General features: G+C 72.1%; 16 protein-coding genes. 7 read left to right on the top strand and 9 right to left on the bottom strand.

Annotation, left to right across the window (positions count from 1 at the left end; all coding sequences use genetic code 11):
• Positions 1–50 precede the first annotated feature (50 nt).
• Together AC0IW9_RS19500 and AC0IW9_RS19495 are read left to right on the top strand one after the other, a co-directional pair.
• Complete coding sequence (locus tag AC0IW9_RS19500) at positions 51–1,025, top strand: S1C family serine protease (RefSeq protein ID WP_471649958.1); 975 nt, start codon at positions 51–53, stop codon at positions 1,023–1,025.
• 14 nt (positions 1,026–1,039) lie between these two features.
• Positions 1,040–2,590 carry a serine hydrolase domain-containing protein gene (locus AC0IW9_RS19495; RefSeq protein WP_471649957.1) on the top strand — a complete coding sequence of 517 codons (1,551 nt, stop codon included), beginning with the start codon at positions 1,040–1,042 and terminating at the stop codon, positions 2,588–2,590.
• On the opposite strand, the gene arsB is transcribed toward AC0IW9_RS19495, so the two are convergent.
• Genes arsB through AC0IW9_RS19475 form a run of 4 tightly spaced genes read right to left on the bottom strand, consistent with a single transcriptional unit; the run spans position 2,577 to position 5,762 of the window.
• A complete protein-coding gene (gene arsB, locus AC0IW9_RS19490) occupies positions 2,577–3,659 on the bottom strand; it encodes an ACR3 family arsenite efflux transporter (RefSeq protein WP_471649956.1) in 1,083 nt (360 codons plus the stop codon). The two genes, AC0IW9_RS19495 and arsB, sit on opposite strands and share 14 nt — an antisense overlap.
• Complete coding sequence (gene arsC / locus AC0IW9_RS19485) at positions 3,656–4,018, bottom strand: arsenate reductase (glutaredoxin) (RefSeq protein ID WP_471649955.1); 363 nt, start codon at positions 4,016–4,018, stop codon at positions 3,656–3,658. The genes arsB and arsC overlap by 4 nt, the downstream gene beginning before the upstream one ends.
• A complete protein-coding gene (locus AC0IW9_RS19480) occupies positions 4,015–5,379 on the bottom strand; it encodes an NAD(P)/FAD-dependent oxidoreductase (RefSeq protein WP_471649954.1) in 1,365 nt (454 codons plus the stop codon). Before AC0IW9_RS19480 ends, arsC begins: the two co-directional genes overlap by 4 nt.
• Positions 5,376–5,762, bottom strand: a complete 387-nt coding sequence (locus AC0IW9_RS19475; protein WP_471649953.1) for an ArsR/SmtB family transcription factor — start codon at positions 5,760–5,762, stop codon at positions 5,376–5,378. The genes AC0IW9_RS19480 and AC0IW9_RS19475 overlap by 4 nt, the downstream gene beginning before the upstream one ends.
• A 97-nt stretch (positions 5,763–5,859) precedes the next feature.
• Here AC0IW9_RS19475 and AC0IW9_RS19470 point away from each other — a divergent pair, with 97 nt between their 5' ends.
• A complete protein-coding gene (locus AC0IW9_RS19470; RefSeq protein WP_471649952.1) occupies positions 5,860–6,900 on the top strand; it encodes a hypothetical protein in 1,041 nt (346 codons plus the stop codon).
• Between the two features lie 4 nt (positions 6,901–6,904).
• On the opposite strand, the gene AC0IW9_RS19465 is transcribed toward AC0IW9_RS19470, so the two are convergent.
• Positions 6,905–7,807 (bottom strand): LysR family transcriptional regulator, encoded by a 903-nt coding sequence (locus AC0IW9_RS19465; RefSeq protein ID WP_471649951.1) that lies wholly within the window; start codon positions 7,805–7,807, stop codon positions 6,905–6,907.
• A gap of 109 nt (positions 7,808–7,916) precedes the next feature.
• On the opposite strand from AC0IW9_RS19465, the gene AC0IW9_RS19460 reads away from it, so the two are divergent.
• Entirely contained in the window at positions 7,917–8,849 is a 933-nt protein-coding gene (locus AC0IW9_RS19460; protein WP_471649950.1) for an alpha/beta fold hydrolase, read from the top strand.
• 3 nt (positions 8,850–8,852) lie between these two features.
• Here AC0IW9_RS19460 and AC0IW9_RS19455 read toward each other — a convergent pair whose 3' ends face one another.
• Positions 8,853–9,803: a Bug family tripartite tricarboxylate transporter substrate binding protein gene (locus AC0IW9_RS19455; RefSeq protein ID WP_471649949.1), complete on the bottom strand. Its 951-nt coding sequence runs from the start codon at positions 9,801–9,803 to the stop codon at positions 8,853–8,855.
• 140 nt (positions 9,804–9,943) lie between these two features.
• Between AC0IW9_RS19455 and AC0IW9_RS19450 the strand changes: the two genes are divergently transcribed.
• Both AC0IW9_RS19450 and AC0IW9_RS19445 read left to right on the top strand, forming a co-directional pair.
• On the top strand, positions 9,944–11,623 hold the full coding sequence (locus AC0IW9_RS19450; RefSeq protein ID WP_471649948.1) for a thiamine pyrophosphate-binding protein: 1,680 nt from the start codon (positions 9,944–9,946) through the stop codon (positions 11,621–11,623).
• Between the two features lie 59 nt (positions 11,624–11,682).
• Positions 11,683–12,924 (top strand): NAD(P)/FAD-dependent oxidoreductase, encoded by a 1,242-nt coding sequence (locus AC0IW9_RS19445; RefSeq protein ID WP_471649947.1) that lies wholly within the window; start codon positions 11,683–11,685, stop codon positions 12,922–12,924.
• Between the two features lie 8 nt (positions 12,925–12,932).
• On the opposite strand, the gene AC0IW9_RS19440 is transcribed toward AC0IW9_RS19445, so the two are convergent.
• Both AC0IW9_RS19440 and AC0IW9_RS19435 read right to left on the bottom strand, forming a co-directional pair.
• Complete coding sequence (locus AC0IW9_RS19440; protein WP_471649946.1) at positions 12,933–14,135, bottom strand: MFS transporter; 1,203 nt, start codon at positions 14,133–14,135, stop codon at positions 12,933–12,935.
• Positions 14,135–15,169, bottom strand: coding sequence for an amidohydrolase family protein (locus tag AC0IW9_RS19435; protein WP_471649945.1), 1,035 nt, complete (start codon positions 15,167–15,169; stop codon positions 14,135–14,137). The genes AC0IW9_RS19440 and AC0IW9_RS19435 overlap by 1 nt, the downstream gene beginning before the upstream one ends.
• Positions 15,170–15,265: 96 nt before the next feature.
• On the opposite strand from AC0IW9_RS19435, the gene AC0IW9_RS19430 reads away from it, so the two are divergent.
• Positions 15,266–16,423: a CaiB/BaiF CoA transferase family protein gene (locus AC0IW9_RS19430; protein WP_471649944.1), complete on the top strand. Its 1,158-nt coding sequence runs from the start codon at positions 15,266–15,268 to the stop codon at positions 16,421–16,423.
• On the opposite strand, the gene AC0IW9_RS19425 is transcribed toward AC0IW9_RS19430, so the two are convergent.
• Positions 16,410–17,390 carry a Bug family tripartite tricarboxylate transporter substrate binding protein gene (locus tag AC0IW9_RS19425; RefSeq protein ID WP_471649943.1) on the bottom strand — a complete coding sequence of 327 codons (981 nt, stop codon included), beginning with the start codon at positions 17,388–17,390 and terminating at the stop codon, positions 16,410–16,412. The two genes, AC0IW9_RS19430 and AC0IW9_RS19425, sit on opposite strands and share 14 nt — an antisense overlap.
• Positions 17,391–17,397: the final 7 nt, after the last annotated feature.

Raw genomic sequence — 17,397 nt, 5'->3', positions numbered from 1 at the left:
GCCGGCGAAGACTCTCGACGACATGACCCTCGGCGGAACGGAAAGCGCGCATGGCATCCAGCGAATGGGAGATCCCGCCCGAGTTGCAGCCGGACCCGACCGACCACGACTTCGACCTGGACGAGGTGATGCGCTCGGTGGTGGGCGTGAAGGCCATGGTCCCGGCCGATGCCTTCACCGCCCAGACCCTGGGCACGGAGCGGCTCGGCTCCGGCGTGGTCATCCGGCCGGACGGGCTGATCGCCACCATCGGCTACATCGTGACGGAAGCGGAGACCATCTGGCTCACCACCCATGATGGCCGGGCCATCCCGGGCCATGCCCTGGCCTATGATTTCGAGACCGGCTTCGGCCTGATCCAGGCGCTCGGCAAGCTGAACCTGCCGGCGCTGCCGATCGAGACCGGCGATGCGCCGCGCCCCGGCGATACCGCGGTGCTGGCCAGCGCCGGCGGCCGCAAGCATGCGCTGCGCTGCACCATCGCCGCCCGGCAGGAATTCGCCGGCTACTGGGAATACCTGCTGGAGGACGCGATCTTCACCGCGCCGGCGCATCCCTCCTGGGGCGGTGCCGGGCTGATCGGCGGCACCGGCAAGCTGATGGGCATCGGCTCCCTCGTCATGCAGCAGCAGGACGGCAAGGGCCGCCGGGTCGACCTCAACATGGTGGTGCCGGCCAGCCTGCTGCCGCCGGTGCTGGACGACCTGCTGGCCTATGGCCGCCCCAACCGCCCGGCCCGCCCCTGGCTCGGCCTTTATGCGGCGGAGGACGAGGATGGCGTCGTCGTCTCCTCCATGGCCCGCAACGGCCCGGCGCAGAAGGCCGGGCTGCACGAGGGCGACCGGCTGGTCTCGGTCGGCGGCATCCGCATCAACGACCTGCCGGGCCTCTGGCGCGCGCTCTGGGCCTGCGGCCAGGCCGGCATCAAGGTGCCGCTGAGCATCACGCGGGAGGCCACCCCGCGCGAGCTGGTGCTGAGCTCGATCGACCGCCGCTCCTTCCTCAAGGCGCCCCGGCTTCACTGAGGGAGGCTGCACTGATGACGGACCTCGATGCCTTGGCGCTGCGCCGCCACGCCCGCCGCCTGCTCGCCCCCTGGGAGGGCAGCGGCCCCGGCGCCACCTTGGGCCTGGTGCGCGGCGGCGCCCTGGCGCTGCACGAAAGCGCCGGCCTCGCCAGCATCGAGCACGGCATCCCCATCGGCCCGGAGACGCGCTTCCGCATCGCCTCCGTCAGCAAGCAATTCACCTGCGCCGCCATCCTGCTGCTGGCAGCCGAGGGGCACCTCGCGGTCGGGGACCCGATCCACCGCCATCTGCCGGGACTGCCCGACTTCGGGGCGCCCATCAGCATCGACCAGCTGATGCACAATACCTCCGGCCTGCGCGACATGCTGGAGCTGATGCGGCTCGGCGGCGCCGACCTGTCGCAGCCCTGGGCGCAAGCCGACCTGCTCGCCGCCATCGGCCGCCAGCGCAGCCTGAACTTCCCGCCCGGCAGCCGCTTCCGCTATTCCAACACCGGCTTCCTGCTGCTCGGCCGCATCGTCGAGGTCGTCGGCGGCCTGGCGCTGGCCGAATTCCTCGAGGCCCGCATCTTCGCCCCGCTCGGCATGACCCGCACCCGGCACACGCCGGGCACCACCGAGATCGTCCCCCACCTCGCCACCGGCTACCTGCCGCAGGGCGCCGGCTTCGTCCGCGCCGCGCATGGCTTCCCGCTCGGTGGCGAGGGCGGCCTCGTCTCCTGCGTCGAGGACCTCGCCCTCTGGGACCGCAACTACAGCCGGGACCTGCTTCCGGGCATCGCCGAGGCGCTGCAGCACGCGGAGGCCTTCACCAATGGCGCGCCCAACCTTTATGCCCGCGGGCTGGAGGTGACGACCTACCGCGGCCTCCGCACCGTCGACCACGGCGGGCTCTGGCCCGGCTTCAAGACCTGCTTCCTGCGGGTGCCGGAGCGGGACCTGACCGTCATCGCCATCGCCAACCATGGCGGGATCGACGTCCACCACCTGGCGCATCAGCTGCTGGACGTGGCCGCCGGCCCCGGCCTGCATCCGGTGCCGCCGATGCCGAAGCTGGAGGGTCTCGCCGGCCGCTGGCTGGACCCCGCCACCGGCGCCACCGTCGAATTCGCGCCCGGCCCGGCCGCGACCCAGCACGGCGTGCCCTTCCCGCTGGCCGCCACCGTGGATGGCCGCCTCGCCGCCCGGCGCGGGGTCTTCCCCTTCACCGTCAGCCCGCCGGAGGGCGACCGGTTGGTGCTGGAAACCGATGCCGGCACCCGCACCAGCTTCCACCGCGCCCCGGCCGACCCGGTGCTGCCCGCGGGCCTCGCCGGCGACTGGCACTGTGCCGAGCTGGCGACGACCTGGACCATCGCCCCCGCCGAAGCGGGGCTCGCCGTGCAGGTCCGCGGCCCGCTGACCACCGCCGGCCCCTGGCCCATCGAGCCCATCGCCGGCGAGGCCATCCGCATCCGCACGCCGGGCACGCTGTTCCAGGGCTGGCTGGATGCAAAACTTGAGGGCGATACGCTGGTCGTCAGCGGCGCCCGGGCCAGCGGGTTGCGCTTCAGCCGGGGCTGACGCCGGCCCCCGCCTCATACCAGCCGCGCGAGCGCCGGACGATCCAGACCACGGAGAGCATCACCGGCACCTCCACCAGCACCCCGACCACCGTCGCCAGCGCCGCGCCCGACTGGAAGCCGAACAACGCGATCGCCGTCGCCACCGCCAGCTCGAAGAAGTTGCTGGCGCCGATCAGCGCCGAGGGCCCGGCCACGCACCAGGCGACCCCGAGCCGGCGGTTCAGCCAATAGGCCAACGCGGCATTGCCATAGACCTGGATCAGGATCGGCACCGCCAGCAGGGCGATGACGGCCGGCTGGCGCAGGATCTGCTCGCCCTGCAGGCCGAACAGCAGCACCAGCGTCAGCAGCAGCGCCCCGAGCGAGAGCGGCGCCAGCCGCCCCAGCATCGCCGCCAGCGCCGCCTCCCCGCCGCTGGCCAGCAGCGCGCGCCGCCAGAGCTGCGCCACGATCACCGGCACGACGATGTAGAGCATCACCGAGAGCACCAGCGTGCCCCAGGGCACCGCGATCGAGGACAGGCCGAGCAGCAGCCCGACGATCGGCGCGAAGGCGAAGACCATGATCGTGTCGTTCAGCGCCACCTGCGACAGGGTGAAATGCGGCTCGCCCTCCACCAGGTTGGACCAGACGAAGACCATGGCGGTGCAGGGCGCCGCCGCCAGCAGGATCAGCCCGGCCAGGTAGCCGTCGATCTGCGCCGCCGGCAGCCAGGGCCGGAAGACATGCGCGATGAAGATCCAGCCGAGCAGGGCCATCGAGAAGGGCTTCACCAGCCAGTTGATGCCGACCGTGGCGGCGATGCCGCGCCAGTGGCGCCGCACCTGGCCCAGCGCGCCGAGGTCGATCTTCAGCAGCATGGGAATGACCATGAGCCAGACCAGCGCCGCGACCGGCAGGTTCACCTCGGCGACCGTCGCCGCGCCGATGGCCTGGAAGGGCGCCGGCACCGCCCGCCCCAGCCCGATGCCGACCAGGATGCAGAGCGCCACCCACAATGTCAGGTAGCGCTCGAAGGTGCCGAGCGAGGGGGCCTTGCCCGGCACGGTGGCGACGGCCTCGCTCACGGCGTGGTCCGGGGCAGCAGGTCCAGCACCGTCTCGGACGGCCGGCAGAGCTTCACCCCGGCCGGCGTCACCACGATGGGGCGGTTCATCAGGATCGGATGCGCCATCATCGCATCCAGCAATTGCTCGTCGGTGTGGGCCGGATCGGCCAGCCCCAGTTCGTCATAGGGCGTGCCCTTCTGCCGCAGCAGATCCCGCACGGTGATGCCCATGCGGCCGATTAGGCTCACCAGCTCGGCGCGCGACGGCGGGGTCTTCAGGTATTCGATCACCCGCGGCTCCACCCCGCTCCCGCGGATTAGGCCGAGGACGGTGCGGGAGGTGCCGCAGGCGGGGTTGTGGTAGATGGTGACGGTCATGCCGGCACCCGCTTCGGTGCGCAGCAGGCCGCCGCCGGTGCCGGTTTCGCCGGGCCGCAGCAGCTTGCGGCCGCCGGTGTGGGTTGCGTGTTGCAGACCCCCGTCTCCGGCAGCACCAGCTCCACCCGCGCCGCCGCGGCCATGTCGCCCGCCAGCGCCGCGGCGATGGAGCGCACCTGCTCATGCCCGGTCGCCAGCAGGAAGGTCGGCGCCCGGCCGTAGCTCTTCATGCCGGCGATGAAGAATCCCGCCTCGGCATGCGCCAGCTCGCGCGCCCCATGCGGCCGCACCGTGCCGCAGCTATGCAGGTTCGGGTCGATCAGCGGGCCGAGCGCCGCCGCGCATTCCAGCGCCGGGTCGAGCGAGAGGCGGATCTCCCGCAGCATCGAGAGGTCCGGGCGGAAGCCGGTCGCGACGATCAGCGAATCCGCCGCGAAGGAGGCGGGCAGGCCCGCGTGGTCGCCCAGCACGCGCAGGCCCTCCCCATCCCGGCGGATCGCGGCGATGCGGAAGGGCGTCAGCACCTCGACGGCACCGCTTTCCACCAGCCGCCGCGCCTGGCTGCCGAGGGCGCCGCGCGCCGGCAGCCCGTCCAGCGCCTCGCCGCCGAAGGCCGCCTCCACCCGGGCCTTGCGCATCACCCAGAGGATGCGCGTGCCGGGCACCGCCTCGCGCAGCGCGGCCAGGTCGATCAGCGCATTCAGCGCCGAATGCCCGGCGCCGACGACGGCCGTGGTCCGCCCGGCATAGTGGCCGCGATCCGCCCCGAGCACGTCCGGGATGCCGGTGGCGATCCGGCCGGCCGCCGCCTCGCCCAGCGCTGCCTCGCCCAGGGCTGCCTCACCCAGGGCCGGCAGGCCATCCGCGCCGGCCGGATTGGGACTGTCCCAGGTGCCGGAGCAGTCGATCACCGCGCGGGCCTCGACCGCCTGCTCGCTGCCGTCGGCGCCGGCCAGGCGCAGCACGAAGGGCAGCGCGTCGCGGCCCTCGGTCCGGAGCTTGTCGCTGCCCTTGCGGGTCACCGCGACGACGCGGGTCCCGAGCCGGATCCGGGCGGCCAGCGCCGGCAGCGCCGCGAGCGGCTCCAGGTAGCGGGCCACCAGCTCCGCGCCGGTCGGCACCGCATCGGCCGGCGGCGGGGTCCAGCCCGCCGCCGCCAGCAGCACCCCGGCCTGCGCATCGATGCAGTAGCGCCAGGGGGTGAACATGCGGACATGCCCCCATTGCCGGATGCTGTGCCCGACCGCCGGGCCGGCTTCCAGCACCAGGGGCAGCTCGCCCCGGCCGAGCAGCTGGACCGCCGCCGCCAGGCCGACGGGACCGGCGCCGATGACGGCAACCGGCAGGCGTGTTTCGCTCATGTCGAGGGTTCCTTCGGAAGCGGCGTGGAGCCGGGCTCGCACAGCAGGCCGGCGGGCAGGCAGGCCCCGCGCTCACGGCCGCAGCAATTGTCGGTCAGGAAGCCGATCAGGCCGTTCATGGTGGCGAATTCGGCCATGTAGATCAGCGACCGCCCCTCGCGCCGGAAGGTCACCAGCCCGGCATGGCGAAGCTGGTTCAGATGGAAGGAAAGCGTGGCGGCGGGCAGGCCCAGGGCCTCGCCGATCCGCCCGGCCGCCAGGCCTTCCATCCCGGCCTGCACCAGCAGGCGGAAGACATCGAGCCGGGAGTCCTGCGCCAGCGCGGCCAGGGCGGCGATGGCATCCGATTTTTCCATAACTATGGTATTATCGAATTGTTCCACCACCGTCAAGCCCGCCGCGGCTTGGTCCGGTGCCGGGCGCCGGACATACTGCGGCCACGCGGCCGGACAGCCCGCCGCCCCGGGAGAAGAAACGACCATGTACCGCCGTATCGCCGGACTGCTGACCATGCTGGCCCTGGCGCCGATGGCCGCGGCCCAGACCGCCGCACCAGCCCCCACCCCCGCCCCCACCGGGCCGCTGTCGATCGAAAGCCAGGGCGCCTTCTTCGTCGGCGGCCGCGACATCGCCTCCGAGGATCTCTCGACCCTGCCGGCCTATGCCCCCGCCGGCACCATCACCGTCGACCAGATGTACGTGCAGTACCAGGTCCCCGCCGGCGGTGCCGCGGCGACGCCGGTGGTGCTGATCCATGGCTGCTGCCTGACCGGCACCACCTGGGAGACGACGCCGGATGGCCGCATGGGCTGGGCCGAATACTTCACCCGCCGCGGCCAGCCGACCTATGTCGTCGACCAGGTGCGGCGCGGCCGCTCCGCCGGCGATCCCTCCGGCATCAACGCCGTCCGCAAGGGCGCCCCGGCCGAGCGGCTGCCCACGGTCTTCTCCGCCTCCCACGAATCCGCCTGGGCGATCTTCCGCTTCGGCACCGCCTTCCCGCAGACCTTCCCCGACCTGCAATTCCCGATCGAGGCCCAGGCCGAGTTCTGGAAGCAGATGGTGCCGGACTACCTCGCCTCGATGCCGACGCCGAACCCGACCGTCCCGGCGCTCTCGGCGCTCGCCCAGCGGCTGCGCGGCGCCGTGCTGATCAGCCACTCGCAATCCGGCATCTACCCCTTCCAGACCGCGGCGCTGGAGACCAGGGGCGTGGCCGGGATCATCTCGGTCGAGCCCGGCGCCTGCCCGGATGCGGCCGGCGACCTGGCCCCCTACAAGGGCATCCCGATCATGGTGCTGTTCGGCGACTACGTGGAGCAATTCCCCCGCTGGGCGCCGCGGCTGGTGGCCTGCCGCGCCTTCGTGGAAAAGCTGAACGCCGCCGGCGGCAAGGCCTCGCTGGTGGTGCTGCCGGACCAGGGCATCCGCGGCAATTCGCACATGCTCATGCAGGACAGGAACAACCTGCAGATCGCCGGGATGCTGGTCGACTGGATGCAGGCGAACGTCCGGCGCTAGGCCGCTACTCCGGCTCCCAGTAGGGCGGGTCACCGAAGGCCCGGCGCAGGCATTCCGCCAGGGCCCGCAGCTTGGCGGAGGGACGGCGTCCCTCCGCATGGGCGATGTAGATGAACTCCGTCTCCGCCTCGGCGCCCAGGCGGATGACGCGGACCCGGCCGGCCCGGATATCCGCGCCGATGATGAAGGTCGGCAGCAGCGCGATGCCCAGCCCGGCCACCACGGCATCCCGCATCATGTCGCCGTTGTTCACCCGCAGCGCCGGCCGGCCCCGCACGATGGCGGCGCCGCCCGGCAGCAGGAACCGCCAGTCCGCCGCGCCGCGGTTGAGGTAGAAGATGCCGCGATGCGCCTCCAGCTCCGCCGGCGAGGCGGGCGTGCCATGCCGTTCGAGATAGGCCGGCGCGGCCACCAGCACCCGCCGGCTGGTGGCGAGCTTCCAGGCCATCAGCCGCGTATCGCCCAGCGCGCCGTGCCGCACCACGGCGTCGTAGCCATCCGCCGCGGCATCGACGCGGCGGTCGTCGAGGTCGAGCGTCAGCTCGATCCGGCGATGCGCCGCGAGAAAGGGATAGAGCGCGGGCCCGAGATGCATCCGCCCGAAGGTCACCGGCACCGAGAGCCGCAGCGGGCCGGACAGCGTGCCGCGCCGCTCGGCCATGTCGGCGGCCGCTTCCTCGACATCCTGCGCGATCCGCTCCGCCCGCTCGAGGAAGGCCGCGCCATCCTCGGTGAGCGAGACGCCGCGGCTCGCCCGGTGCAGCAGGGCCGTGCCCAGGGTGCGCTCCAGCTCCGTCAGCCGGTCGCTGACCACGGACTTCGCCAGCCGCAGGCGCCGTGCCGCCAGGGTGATCGACCCGGCCTGGGCGATGGCGACGAAGGTGGTGACGCCGTCGAGCTTCATCATCGTTCGGAAAATCCGACTTCCAGTTCCGGCCGCCGCAGTCTGACCCCCGCCCGGGCTGCGCGCCACACTGCCGCCGCAGGCAGCGCCCGCGCTGCCAGGAGACCGGATCATGAAGCCTTCGCTACTGGGTGCCCTCGCCGCCTTCACCTTCGCCGCGCCGACCCCACCGGCCTTCGCCCAGGTGGCCATGGCCCAGATGGCACCCTTCCCCGCCGGCTTCCGGACGGAGGCCGTCGCCGTCGAGGGCGTGACCCTGCATGTGCGGATCGGCGGCCAGGGGCCGGCGGTGCTGCTGCTGCACGGCTATGGCGAGACCGGCGACATGTGGGCGCCGCTCGCCGCCGAGCTGGCCCGCGACCATACCGTCGTCGCGCCCGACCTGCGCGGCCTGGGCCTCTCCTCCCGGCCGGAGGGCGGCTACGACAAGAAGACCCAGGGCCAGGACATGGCGCGGCTGCTCGATGCGCTGCGGATCGACCGCGCGGCGCTCGTCACCCACGACATCGGCAACATGGTCGGCTATGCCCTGGCCGCCCAGCATCCCGGCCGCATCACCCGCTTCGTCCTGATGGATGCGCCGCTGCCCGGGATCGGCCCCTGGGAGGAGGTGCTGAAGAGCCCGCTGCTCTGGCACTTCCGCTTCGGCGGGCCGGACATGGAACGGCTGGTCGCCGGGCGGGAGCGGATCTACCTCGACCGTTTCTGGAACGAGTTCTCGGCCGATCCGCGCCGCTTCGGCGAAGCCGCGCGCCAGCACTATGCCGCGCTCTATGCCCTGCCCGGGGCGATGCGGGCCGGCTTCGCGCAATTCGGCGCCTTCGACCAGGATGCCGTCGACAACCAGGCCTTCCTCGCCCGCGGCAGGCTCGCCATGCCGGTGCTCGCGGTCGGCGGCGCGGCCTCCTTCGGCACGACGATGGAAGTCGTGGCGCGTGCCGCCGCGACCGATGTCCGCGGCGCCGTCGTCGATGGCTCCGGCCATTGGCTGATGGAGGAGCAGCCGGCGGCGACCGTCGCGCTGATCGCCGGCTTCCTGCGTTAGCCGCTACTCCGGCTCGATCCCCGCCGCCGCCACCACCGCCCGCCATTGCGGCACCTCCGCCCGCAGCCGCTCGGCAAGCGGGGCCGGGCCGCTCAGCAGCAGCTCCGCCCCGACCGACGACAGGCGCTGCACGAGTTCGCCGCCGCGCAGCGCCTGCAGCTCCGCCAGCATCCGCCGCACCGCCTCCGGCGGCGTCGCCTTGGCCGCGAACAGCCCGTACCACAGCGTCGAGGCGAAGCCCGGCACCAGCTCCGCCGCCGCCGGCACCTCCGGCAGCAGCGGCGCCCGCGCCGTGGTCGTCACCGCCAGGCAGCGCGCGGTGCCGGCGCGGATATGCTCGAGCGGCACCGAGAGGTCGCCGATGAAGGCATCGATGTCGCCTGCCAGCACCGCCGTCATCGCCAGCTGCGCCCCGCGATAGGGCACATGCGTCAGCGCGATGCCCGCCTTCTGCATCAGCAAGGCCATCGTCAGATGCGTCGAGGCGCCGACGCCCGAGCTGCCGAAGGTCAGCCGGTTCGGCGCCGCCCGCGCCTGGCCGAGGAAATCCGCGAAGCTCGCCGGGCCATTGGCCCGCACCACGATGGTATAGGGCGACTGCATCACCAGCGTCACCGGCAGCAGGTCGGTGAAGGGGTCGAAGCCCAGGTTGCGGCGGATCGCCGGCAGGGTGGCGACGGCATTGGAGGTGATGACGAAGCTATGGCCATCCGTCGCCTGCGCGACATGCTGCAGGCCGACCGCGCCGCCCGCCCCCGCCCGGCTGTCGTAGACCAGCGGCTGGCCCAGCTTCGGCGTCAGCGCCTCCACGAAGAAGCGCGCCGGCACGTCCTGCGGGCCGCCGGGCGCGAAGGGATTGATGAGGCGGACCGGCCGGTTCGGCCAGGCGGGTGCCTGCGCCGATGCAAGCGACGGCGCGGCCAGCAGCGCCAGGCCACGGCGGGTGATGCGCATGCGTGTCTCCTCCGCGGGGCTTCGTGCCGAGCCCCTGGGCGGGATGCTAGCACCGCCAGCGCCCATCCTGGCCACCCCCATGGCCTTATCCCGCCCCTGTGGCAGACTGCGGCCATACGGGAAGAAACGGGACCAGAGCCATGGCGGATACCCCCTACAACGTCGGCGACCTCGTCGCCGAATTCCTCTCGCGCATCGGCGTGACCACCTGCTTCGGCATCGTCTCGGTCCACAACATCCCGATGCTGGACGGCATCGGCCGGCGCAACGCCATCCGCTACGTCATGGCCCGCGGCGAAATGGGCGGCGGCCACATGGCGGATGCCTATGCCCGGGTCTCCGGCCATCTCGGCGTGATGTTCTCCTCCACCGGCCCCGGCGCCGCCAACACGGTGCCCGGCTTGGTGGAGGCGCAATTCGCCGGCTCCCCCATGCTGCACATCACCGGCCAGACGCCGACGAAGTTCATCGACCGCGACATGGGCACGGTGCACGACGTGCCCGGCCAGACCGCGATGCTGGAGGCCGTCTCCAAGGCGGCCTTCCGGGTGCGCTCGGCGCAGGAGGCGCTGGGCGTGCTGACCCAGGCCGCCACCCTGGCGCTGACCCCGCCGATGGGCCCCGTCTCGGTCGAGATCCCGATCGATATCCAGCGCACCGCCATCCCCCGCCCGGCGCAGCTGGATACGCTGGTGCTGCCCATCCCTGCGCCCCTCGCCCCCTCCGAGGCCGCACTCGACGAGGCCGCCGAGATCCTGGCGCGGGCCAAGCGCCCGATGCTCTGGCTCGGCAACGGCGCCAAGGCGGCGGGGGCGGAGGCCATGGCGCTGCTCGGCCTCGGCTTCGGCGCGGTGAATTCCTGGAACGGGCGCGGCATCATCCCCGAGGACCAGCCGATGACCCTCGGCGGGATGCATGGCAACGGCTCCCCCCGGGTGCAGGAATTCTACCAAAGCTGCGACGCCATGCTGGTCGTCGGCAGCCGGCTGCGCGGGCATGAGACGGGCGACTTCTCGCTGAAGCTGCCGCAGCCGCTGATCCAGGTGGACGTGGATCCGCGCGCCAATGGCCGCACCTATCCCAATGCCGGTTTCGTCTGCGGCGATGCGGCGCTGGTCATGGCCGGGCTGGCGAAGCGCCTCGCCGGCCGGATGCAGGTCGATCCCGGCTTCGCCGCGGACTTCCGCGAGATGCGCCGCCGGGCGCTGGCCGACTACCGCGACACCCTCGGCCCCTACAGCGACTTCCCCGCCGAGCTGCGCCGCGCCATGCCGCGCGATGCTCTGTTTGTGCGCGACATCACCATCAGCAACAGCAGCTGGGGCAACCGCATCTTCCCGGTCTATGGCCCGCGCGACGCCGTGCATCCCATCAGCGCCGCCATCGGACCCGGCCTGCCCATGGGCATCGGCGCGGCGATGGCCGGCAACGGCCGCAAGACCATCGCCATGGTCGGCGACGGCGGCTTCGCCATGAACATGACGGAGCTCTGGACCGCGGTGCAGGAACGCGCCGAGCTGGTCATCCTGGTGATGAACGACCGCGGCTACGGCGTCATCAAGCATATCCAGGGCGCGCTGCAGGATGGCCGGATGTATTTCGGCGACCTGCAGGGGCCGGACCTGCAGAAGCTCGCCGCCGTCGCCGGCCTGCCCGGCTTCAAGGTCTCCAGCGCCGGGGAGCTGGCGGAGGTCATGGCTCGCGCCATCGCCACGCCAGGCCCCTCCCTGGTCGAGGTGGACATGACGGCGATCGGTGCCTTCCCGCCCTATGCGCCCTACAACGCCATGGGCATCTACGCCAAGAAGGCCGCCGAATAGGCTTGCGGCCGGCCCGCTTCTTGCTGGCTTCCACGACGACGAACAAGGGGATCTGAGGCATGCCGGCATCTGCGATCGTGCTCGGGGCGGGAATGGTGGGCGTCTCGGTCGCCCTGCATCTGCGCCGGCGGGGCCGGGATGTCGTGCTGCTGGACCGCCAGGGGCCGGGCGAGGGTGCCTCCTTCGGCAATGGCGGGCTGATCCAGCGGGAGGCGGTCTATCCCCACCCCTTCCCCCGCGCCCTGGCGGAGTTGCGCCGCATCGCCGGCAATGCCGCCATCGATGTCTCCTACCACCCGCTCGCCCTGCCCGGCTTCGTCTCGCCACTGCTGCGCTACTGGTGGAACTCGGAACCGCAGCGCTACCTCGGCGCGGTGCAGGCCTATTCCCGGCTCATCGCCACCTGCGTGGACGAACATCTGGCGCTGGCCACCGGCACGGATGCCATGGCGCTGCTGCGCCCCATCGGCTGGATCCGCATGTTCGGCGAGGCTGGCCGGCTGGAGGCGGCGCTGGCCCAGGCCGAGATCGCCCGGCGCGACTACGGCGTGAATTTCACCGCCCTCGATTCCAAGGCCCTGGCCGCCGCCGAGCCGCATCTGCTGGTCGAGCGCAGCGGCGCCATCCACTGGACCGACCCGCTCTCGGTCAGCGACCCGCATGCCCTGACCCTGGCCTATGCCGGGATGTTCGCCGAGGCCGGCGGCACCCTGGCGCTGGGCGATGCCGGCAGCCTGGAACGCGCCGGCGGCGGCTGGCGGGTGCAGACCAGCGCCGGCCCGGTCGAGGCGGCGGAAGTCGTCGTCGCCCTCGGCGCCGCCTCCGCCCAGCTCACCAAGCGCTTCGGCTATGCGCCGCCGACCTTCGGCAAGCGTGGCTACCACATGCACTACGGGCTGAAGGGCAACGCCACCCTGCACCGGCCCCTGCTGGATACCGACAGCGGCTTCCTGCTCGCACCCATGCGGGCCGGCATCCGGCTGACCACCGGCGCCGAATTTGCCCGGCCCGATGCGCCGCCCAGCCCGGTCCAGCTCGAACGCGCGGAACCCGTCGCCCGCAGCCTGCTGCCGCTGGCGGACCGGGTGGAGGCGACGCCCTGGATGGGCACCCGCCCCTGCACGCCGGACATGCTGCCGATCATCGGCCCGCTGCCCGGCCAGCCCGGCGCCTGGTGCGCCTTCGGCCATGCCCACCAGGGCCTGACCCTCGGCCCCACCACCGGCCGGATGCTGGCCGAGATGATGGATGGCGAGACGCCCTTCGTCAGCCCGGAGCCCTATCGGCCCAGCCGCTTCTGACGCCGCGGCTAGGCTGCCGCCCCCAGCCGCCGGACCACCGCCAGCCCGGCCAGGGTCACCACCGCCAGGTGGCCGAAGGCCAGGCCCCAGCCCAGCACCACGTCGCTGCCGGCCCAGTCCAGCACCACGCCAACGCCGAGCGGACCGATGAAGCCGCCGGTATAGCCGGCCATGCTGTGCAGCCCCATCGTCGCCCCGCGCAGCCCCGGCCCCGCGGCCTGCACCGTCCCCCCGGTCAGCGCCGAGCTGTCCAGGTAGATCGCCGCATTCCAGGCCAGCACCAGCAGCGCCGCGACCGGCAGCCCCAGCCCCACCGTCCAGCCGGTGAGCAGCGACAGCGCCGCCGCGACGCCCATCGCCGCCGTCACCACCCGCTGCCGGCCATGCTTCTGCGCCGTCTCGTTGCCGGTGACCGAGACGGCGATGCAGACCAGGCCGATGGCCGTCACCAGCACCGTCGGCCCCGGTACCCAATCGGGCAGGGCGCTGCCCACAGCCGCGGCGGTCAGGAAGGTCACGCTCCAGGCGCGCAGCGCCGCCATCTCCCAGGTATGGACCGTGTAGCCGGCGATCCAGGCCATGGCCCGGCGGTTGCGGAAGACCGGGCAGAAGTCGAGCAGCGCCCGTGGCGGCCCCGGCAGCTTCGGCGGCAGGCTGTCCGGCAGCACCACCAGGGCGATGCCGAAGGCGCCCAGCGCCGCCACCGCCCCGAACAGGAAGGCCGCCGGCGGCCCGCCGAGCGCCGCGCAGGTGCCCGCGACCAGGAAGGAACAGGCCCCGGCGATCCCCACCCCCGCCGCATGCCAGGAGACGGCGCGCGACTGCGCCGCCCCTTCCAGCGGATCGGCGATCGCCTTCAGCCCGGGCATGTAGACCCCGGCCCAGCCGATGCCGGCCACCGCCCGCAGCGCCAGCGCCGACCAGAAACCCTCCGCCACCAGCGCGAAGCCGAGATGCGAGGCCGCCGTCAGCCCCGCCCCCACCAGATAGACCCGCCGCGCCGGCAGCCGGTCCGTCAGCGCCACCAGCACCGGCACTGCCACGACATAGGCGGCGAAGAAGATGCCGATCAGCCAGCCCGCCGCCGTCGCCGTCAGCCCCCAATCCGCCATATACCCCGGCAGCAGCGCCGGCAGGGTGAAGGCGCCGATCTGCGTCAGCACTTGCGCCACGACGATGGCGGTCGTGTAGCCGCGGCTGCCCGGCCGCATCAGCCGAGCTGGTAGAACCGGCTCGCCGTCCCGCTGAACAGCGCGGTGCGTTCGGCGGCGGAGGCACCCGCCGCGATCTTCTTGCAGGCGTTCCAGAAGACGCCGTAGCCGTAGCTGCCCTTGTCCACCGGGAAATTGCTCTCGAACATGCAGCGCGTGGCGCCGAACAGCTCGATGGTCGTGTCCATGTACGGCTTCCAGGCGGCGACCAGCGCGTCGGAGCTCGGCGGCATGTCCGCATCCTCGAAGCCGAAGCCGTTGATCCGCATGCCCAGGCCGCCGACCTTCACATGCACGTTCGGGCAGGTGGCCAGTTCGGCCATCGACTTCCGCCAGTTCGAAAAGACCTCGTCGCGCTTGCCGGCATAGCCGCGGATGCCGAGCGGCCCGCCGACATGGTCGAGCACGATCGGCGTCTCCGGGAAGGCCCGCGCCAGCGCCGTCAGGTCGGGGATCTTCGGGTGGTACAGCCAGGCATCGAAGGTCAGCCCCAGCGGCGCCAGTTGCGCAAAGCCGCGGCGGAAGTCGTCGCGGAAGAAGATGTCCTCCGGCGGCTGATAGGCCGGGTTCATGATGACGGGGTCCGGGTCCCAGCTGGTGATGTGGCGGATGCCGCGGAACCGCCCGCCGCCGGCCTGGACATGCGCCTGCAGGACGTCGCGGGCCGCCTCGCCGATCATCAGGTTCACGTGGCCGACGATGCCCTCGCAGACCCTGGTCGGGCCGTAGCCGCCGCTCGCGCTCATCGCGGCGATGCCGTTGACGAATTCGGTCTCGCCCACCGGCTGGTAAGCTTCCGGCCCGCCGGCGCGGTGCATCGCCCGGCACTGCACGAAGACGGTCGAGACGATGTTGTGCCCCTGGCGCGTATCCGCCAGCAGATCGTCCAGCAGGTAGCGCCAGCCCGGCCGGTCCCAGAGGTGGTGGTGCGGGTCGACGATCGGCAGGCCGGGATCCAGCGGCGCCTCGGTGACCTTGGCCAGCCAGTCCTCACGGACCGGCACGTAATGCGCATTGGCGCTGCTGCTGCTCATCGCGGGTATCCCCTGACGTTTCCTGCCGGGGAGGATACCCGTCTGGCCAGCCCGCGCCAGCCGCCGCTATTGTCCGGCCATCGAGGGAGATTGCGAATGACTTTGCCCCAAACGACCTTACCGCTGGACGGGCTGCGGGTGATCGAGGTGGGCCAGGCCCTGGCGGGCCCGCTCGCCGGCGTCATGCTGGCCGACATGGGCGCCGACGTGATCAAGATCGAGAAGCCGGACGGCGGCGACGATGCCCGCATGTGGGGCCCTCCCTATGGCCCGGATGGCGAGACCAGCCTCTATTTCCATAGCCAGAACCGCAACAAGCGCAGCGTCGTGCTCGACCTGAAGAAGCCGGAGGACATCGCCTCCCTCCATGCGCTCTGCGAGACCGCCGATATCCTGATCCAGAACCTCCGCCCCGGCGTGGTGGACGAGATCGGCATCGGGCCGGAGGCGATGCTCGCCCGCCACCCGCGGCTGATCTACTGCTCCATCTGGGCCTTCGGCTACCAGGGGCCGATGCGGCTGAACCCCGGCTTCGACCCGCTGCTGCAGGCCTATGGCGGCATGATGAGCGTGACCGGACGGCCGCAGGACCCGCCGACCTTCTGCGGCGCCTCGGTCAACGACAAGGCGACGGGCATGTTCTGCACCATCGGCGCGCTGGCGGCGCTGCGCCAGCGCGACCGCACCGGAAAGGGCTGCCTGGTCGATACCTCGCTGCTGGAGACGGCGGTGCATTGGGTCGAGGGGCATGTGAACAGCGTGCTGGCGGGCGGTGCGGTGCCGCAGCGCCACGGCACCGGCGCCAATGTCATCGTGCCCTACCAGGTCTTCGACTGCGCCGACCGGCCGATCTGCCTCGCCGCCGGCAACGACCGGCTCTGGGCCCGTTGCGCCCGGGTGCTCGGCCATCCCGAATGGGCCGAGGATGCGCGCTTCGCCCGCGGCGCCATGCGGGTGCGGCACAAGGCCGAGCTCATCCCCATGGTGGCCGAGGCGCTGCGCAGCAACACGCGGGACCACTGGGTCGCCGCGCTGGAGGCCGCCGGCGTGCCCTGCAGCCCGGTGAACGACATCGGCGAGCTGATCGCCAGCGAGCAATTCGCCGCCGTCGACATGGTGCAGACCCTGCCCGAAAGCGGCGTGCAGGTCATCGGCCTGCCCATCAACTTCGACCGGACGCGGCCCTGGTCGCATCGCCCGGCGCCGAAGGTGGGCGAGCATACCGATGAGGTTCTCTCGGCTATTCGAAGCTGATCCCGAGGCGGCGGATCAGGTCCCGCTCCACCGGGATGCGCGCCGCGTTCCAGGCGCGCAATTCCTCGCCGGTCATGTAGAGGACCGGCATGTCGTAGCGCTCCAGCACCGCCAGGTGCTGCGGGTCGAACAGCGCCGCCTTGAAGGCATCGTGCAGGGTGGCGACCACCGCGGGGTCCGTCCCCTTCGGCGCCGCCAGCCCATAGGGCGCGATGCCGCCGACGTCGTGGCCGAGTTCCTTGATCGTCGGCACATCCGGGAAGCGCTTCGCCCGGGTATTCGCCCAGATCGCCAGCAGCCGCATCCGCCCGGCCTCGACATGCGGCGCCCAGCCGGAACTGTCGGCCACCGCATCCACCTGACCCGAGAGCAGCGCCGTCGTCGTTTCCGCCACGCCGCGATAGGGCACGTGCAGCATGGTCGCGTGCTCGGCCTCCATGAGCTGCGCCATCACCAGATGGCTCGCCCCGCCGACGCCGGAGGTGCCGATGGAGACGCGCCCCGGATTGGCGCGCATGTGGTCCATCAGCGACTTCCAGTCCTGCCAGGGCGCTTCCGCCCGCACGACCAGGCCCGAGAGATAGCCGGTGATCCCAAGGATGTAGTCGAAGTCCGTCGCCGCATCCCAGGTGGCCGACTTCGTCATGAAGGGATGGCTCAGCACCCCCTGGTGGATCTGGCCGATGACATAGCCATCCGGCTTCACCTGGCCATGCAGCATGGCGGCGGCGAAGGTGCCGCGCGCGCCCGGCTTGTTCTCGATGACGATGGGCTGGCCGAGGTGCTTTCCCGCGATCTCCGCCATCACCCGCATCTGGCTGTCGGTCGAGCCACCGGGCGCCCAGGGGATGATGAGCCGCACCGGCCTTTCGGGAAAGGCCGCGGCATGGCCGATGGCGGGTGCGGACAGGGCGGCCGAGAGGCCGAGCAACGCCCGGCGCGAAGGCCGGGGTACTGGAACAGGCATCGCGTCA

The sequence above is a fragment of the Belnapia sp. AC561 genome, from assembly GCF_979252845.1.
This window is presented reverse-complemented; position numbering and strand designations above follow the sequence as displayed.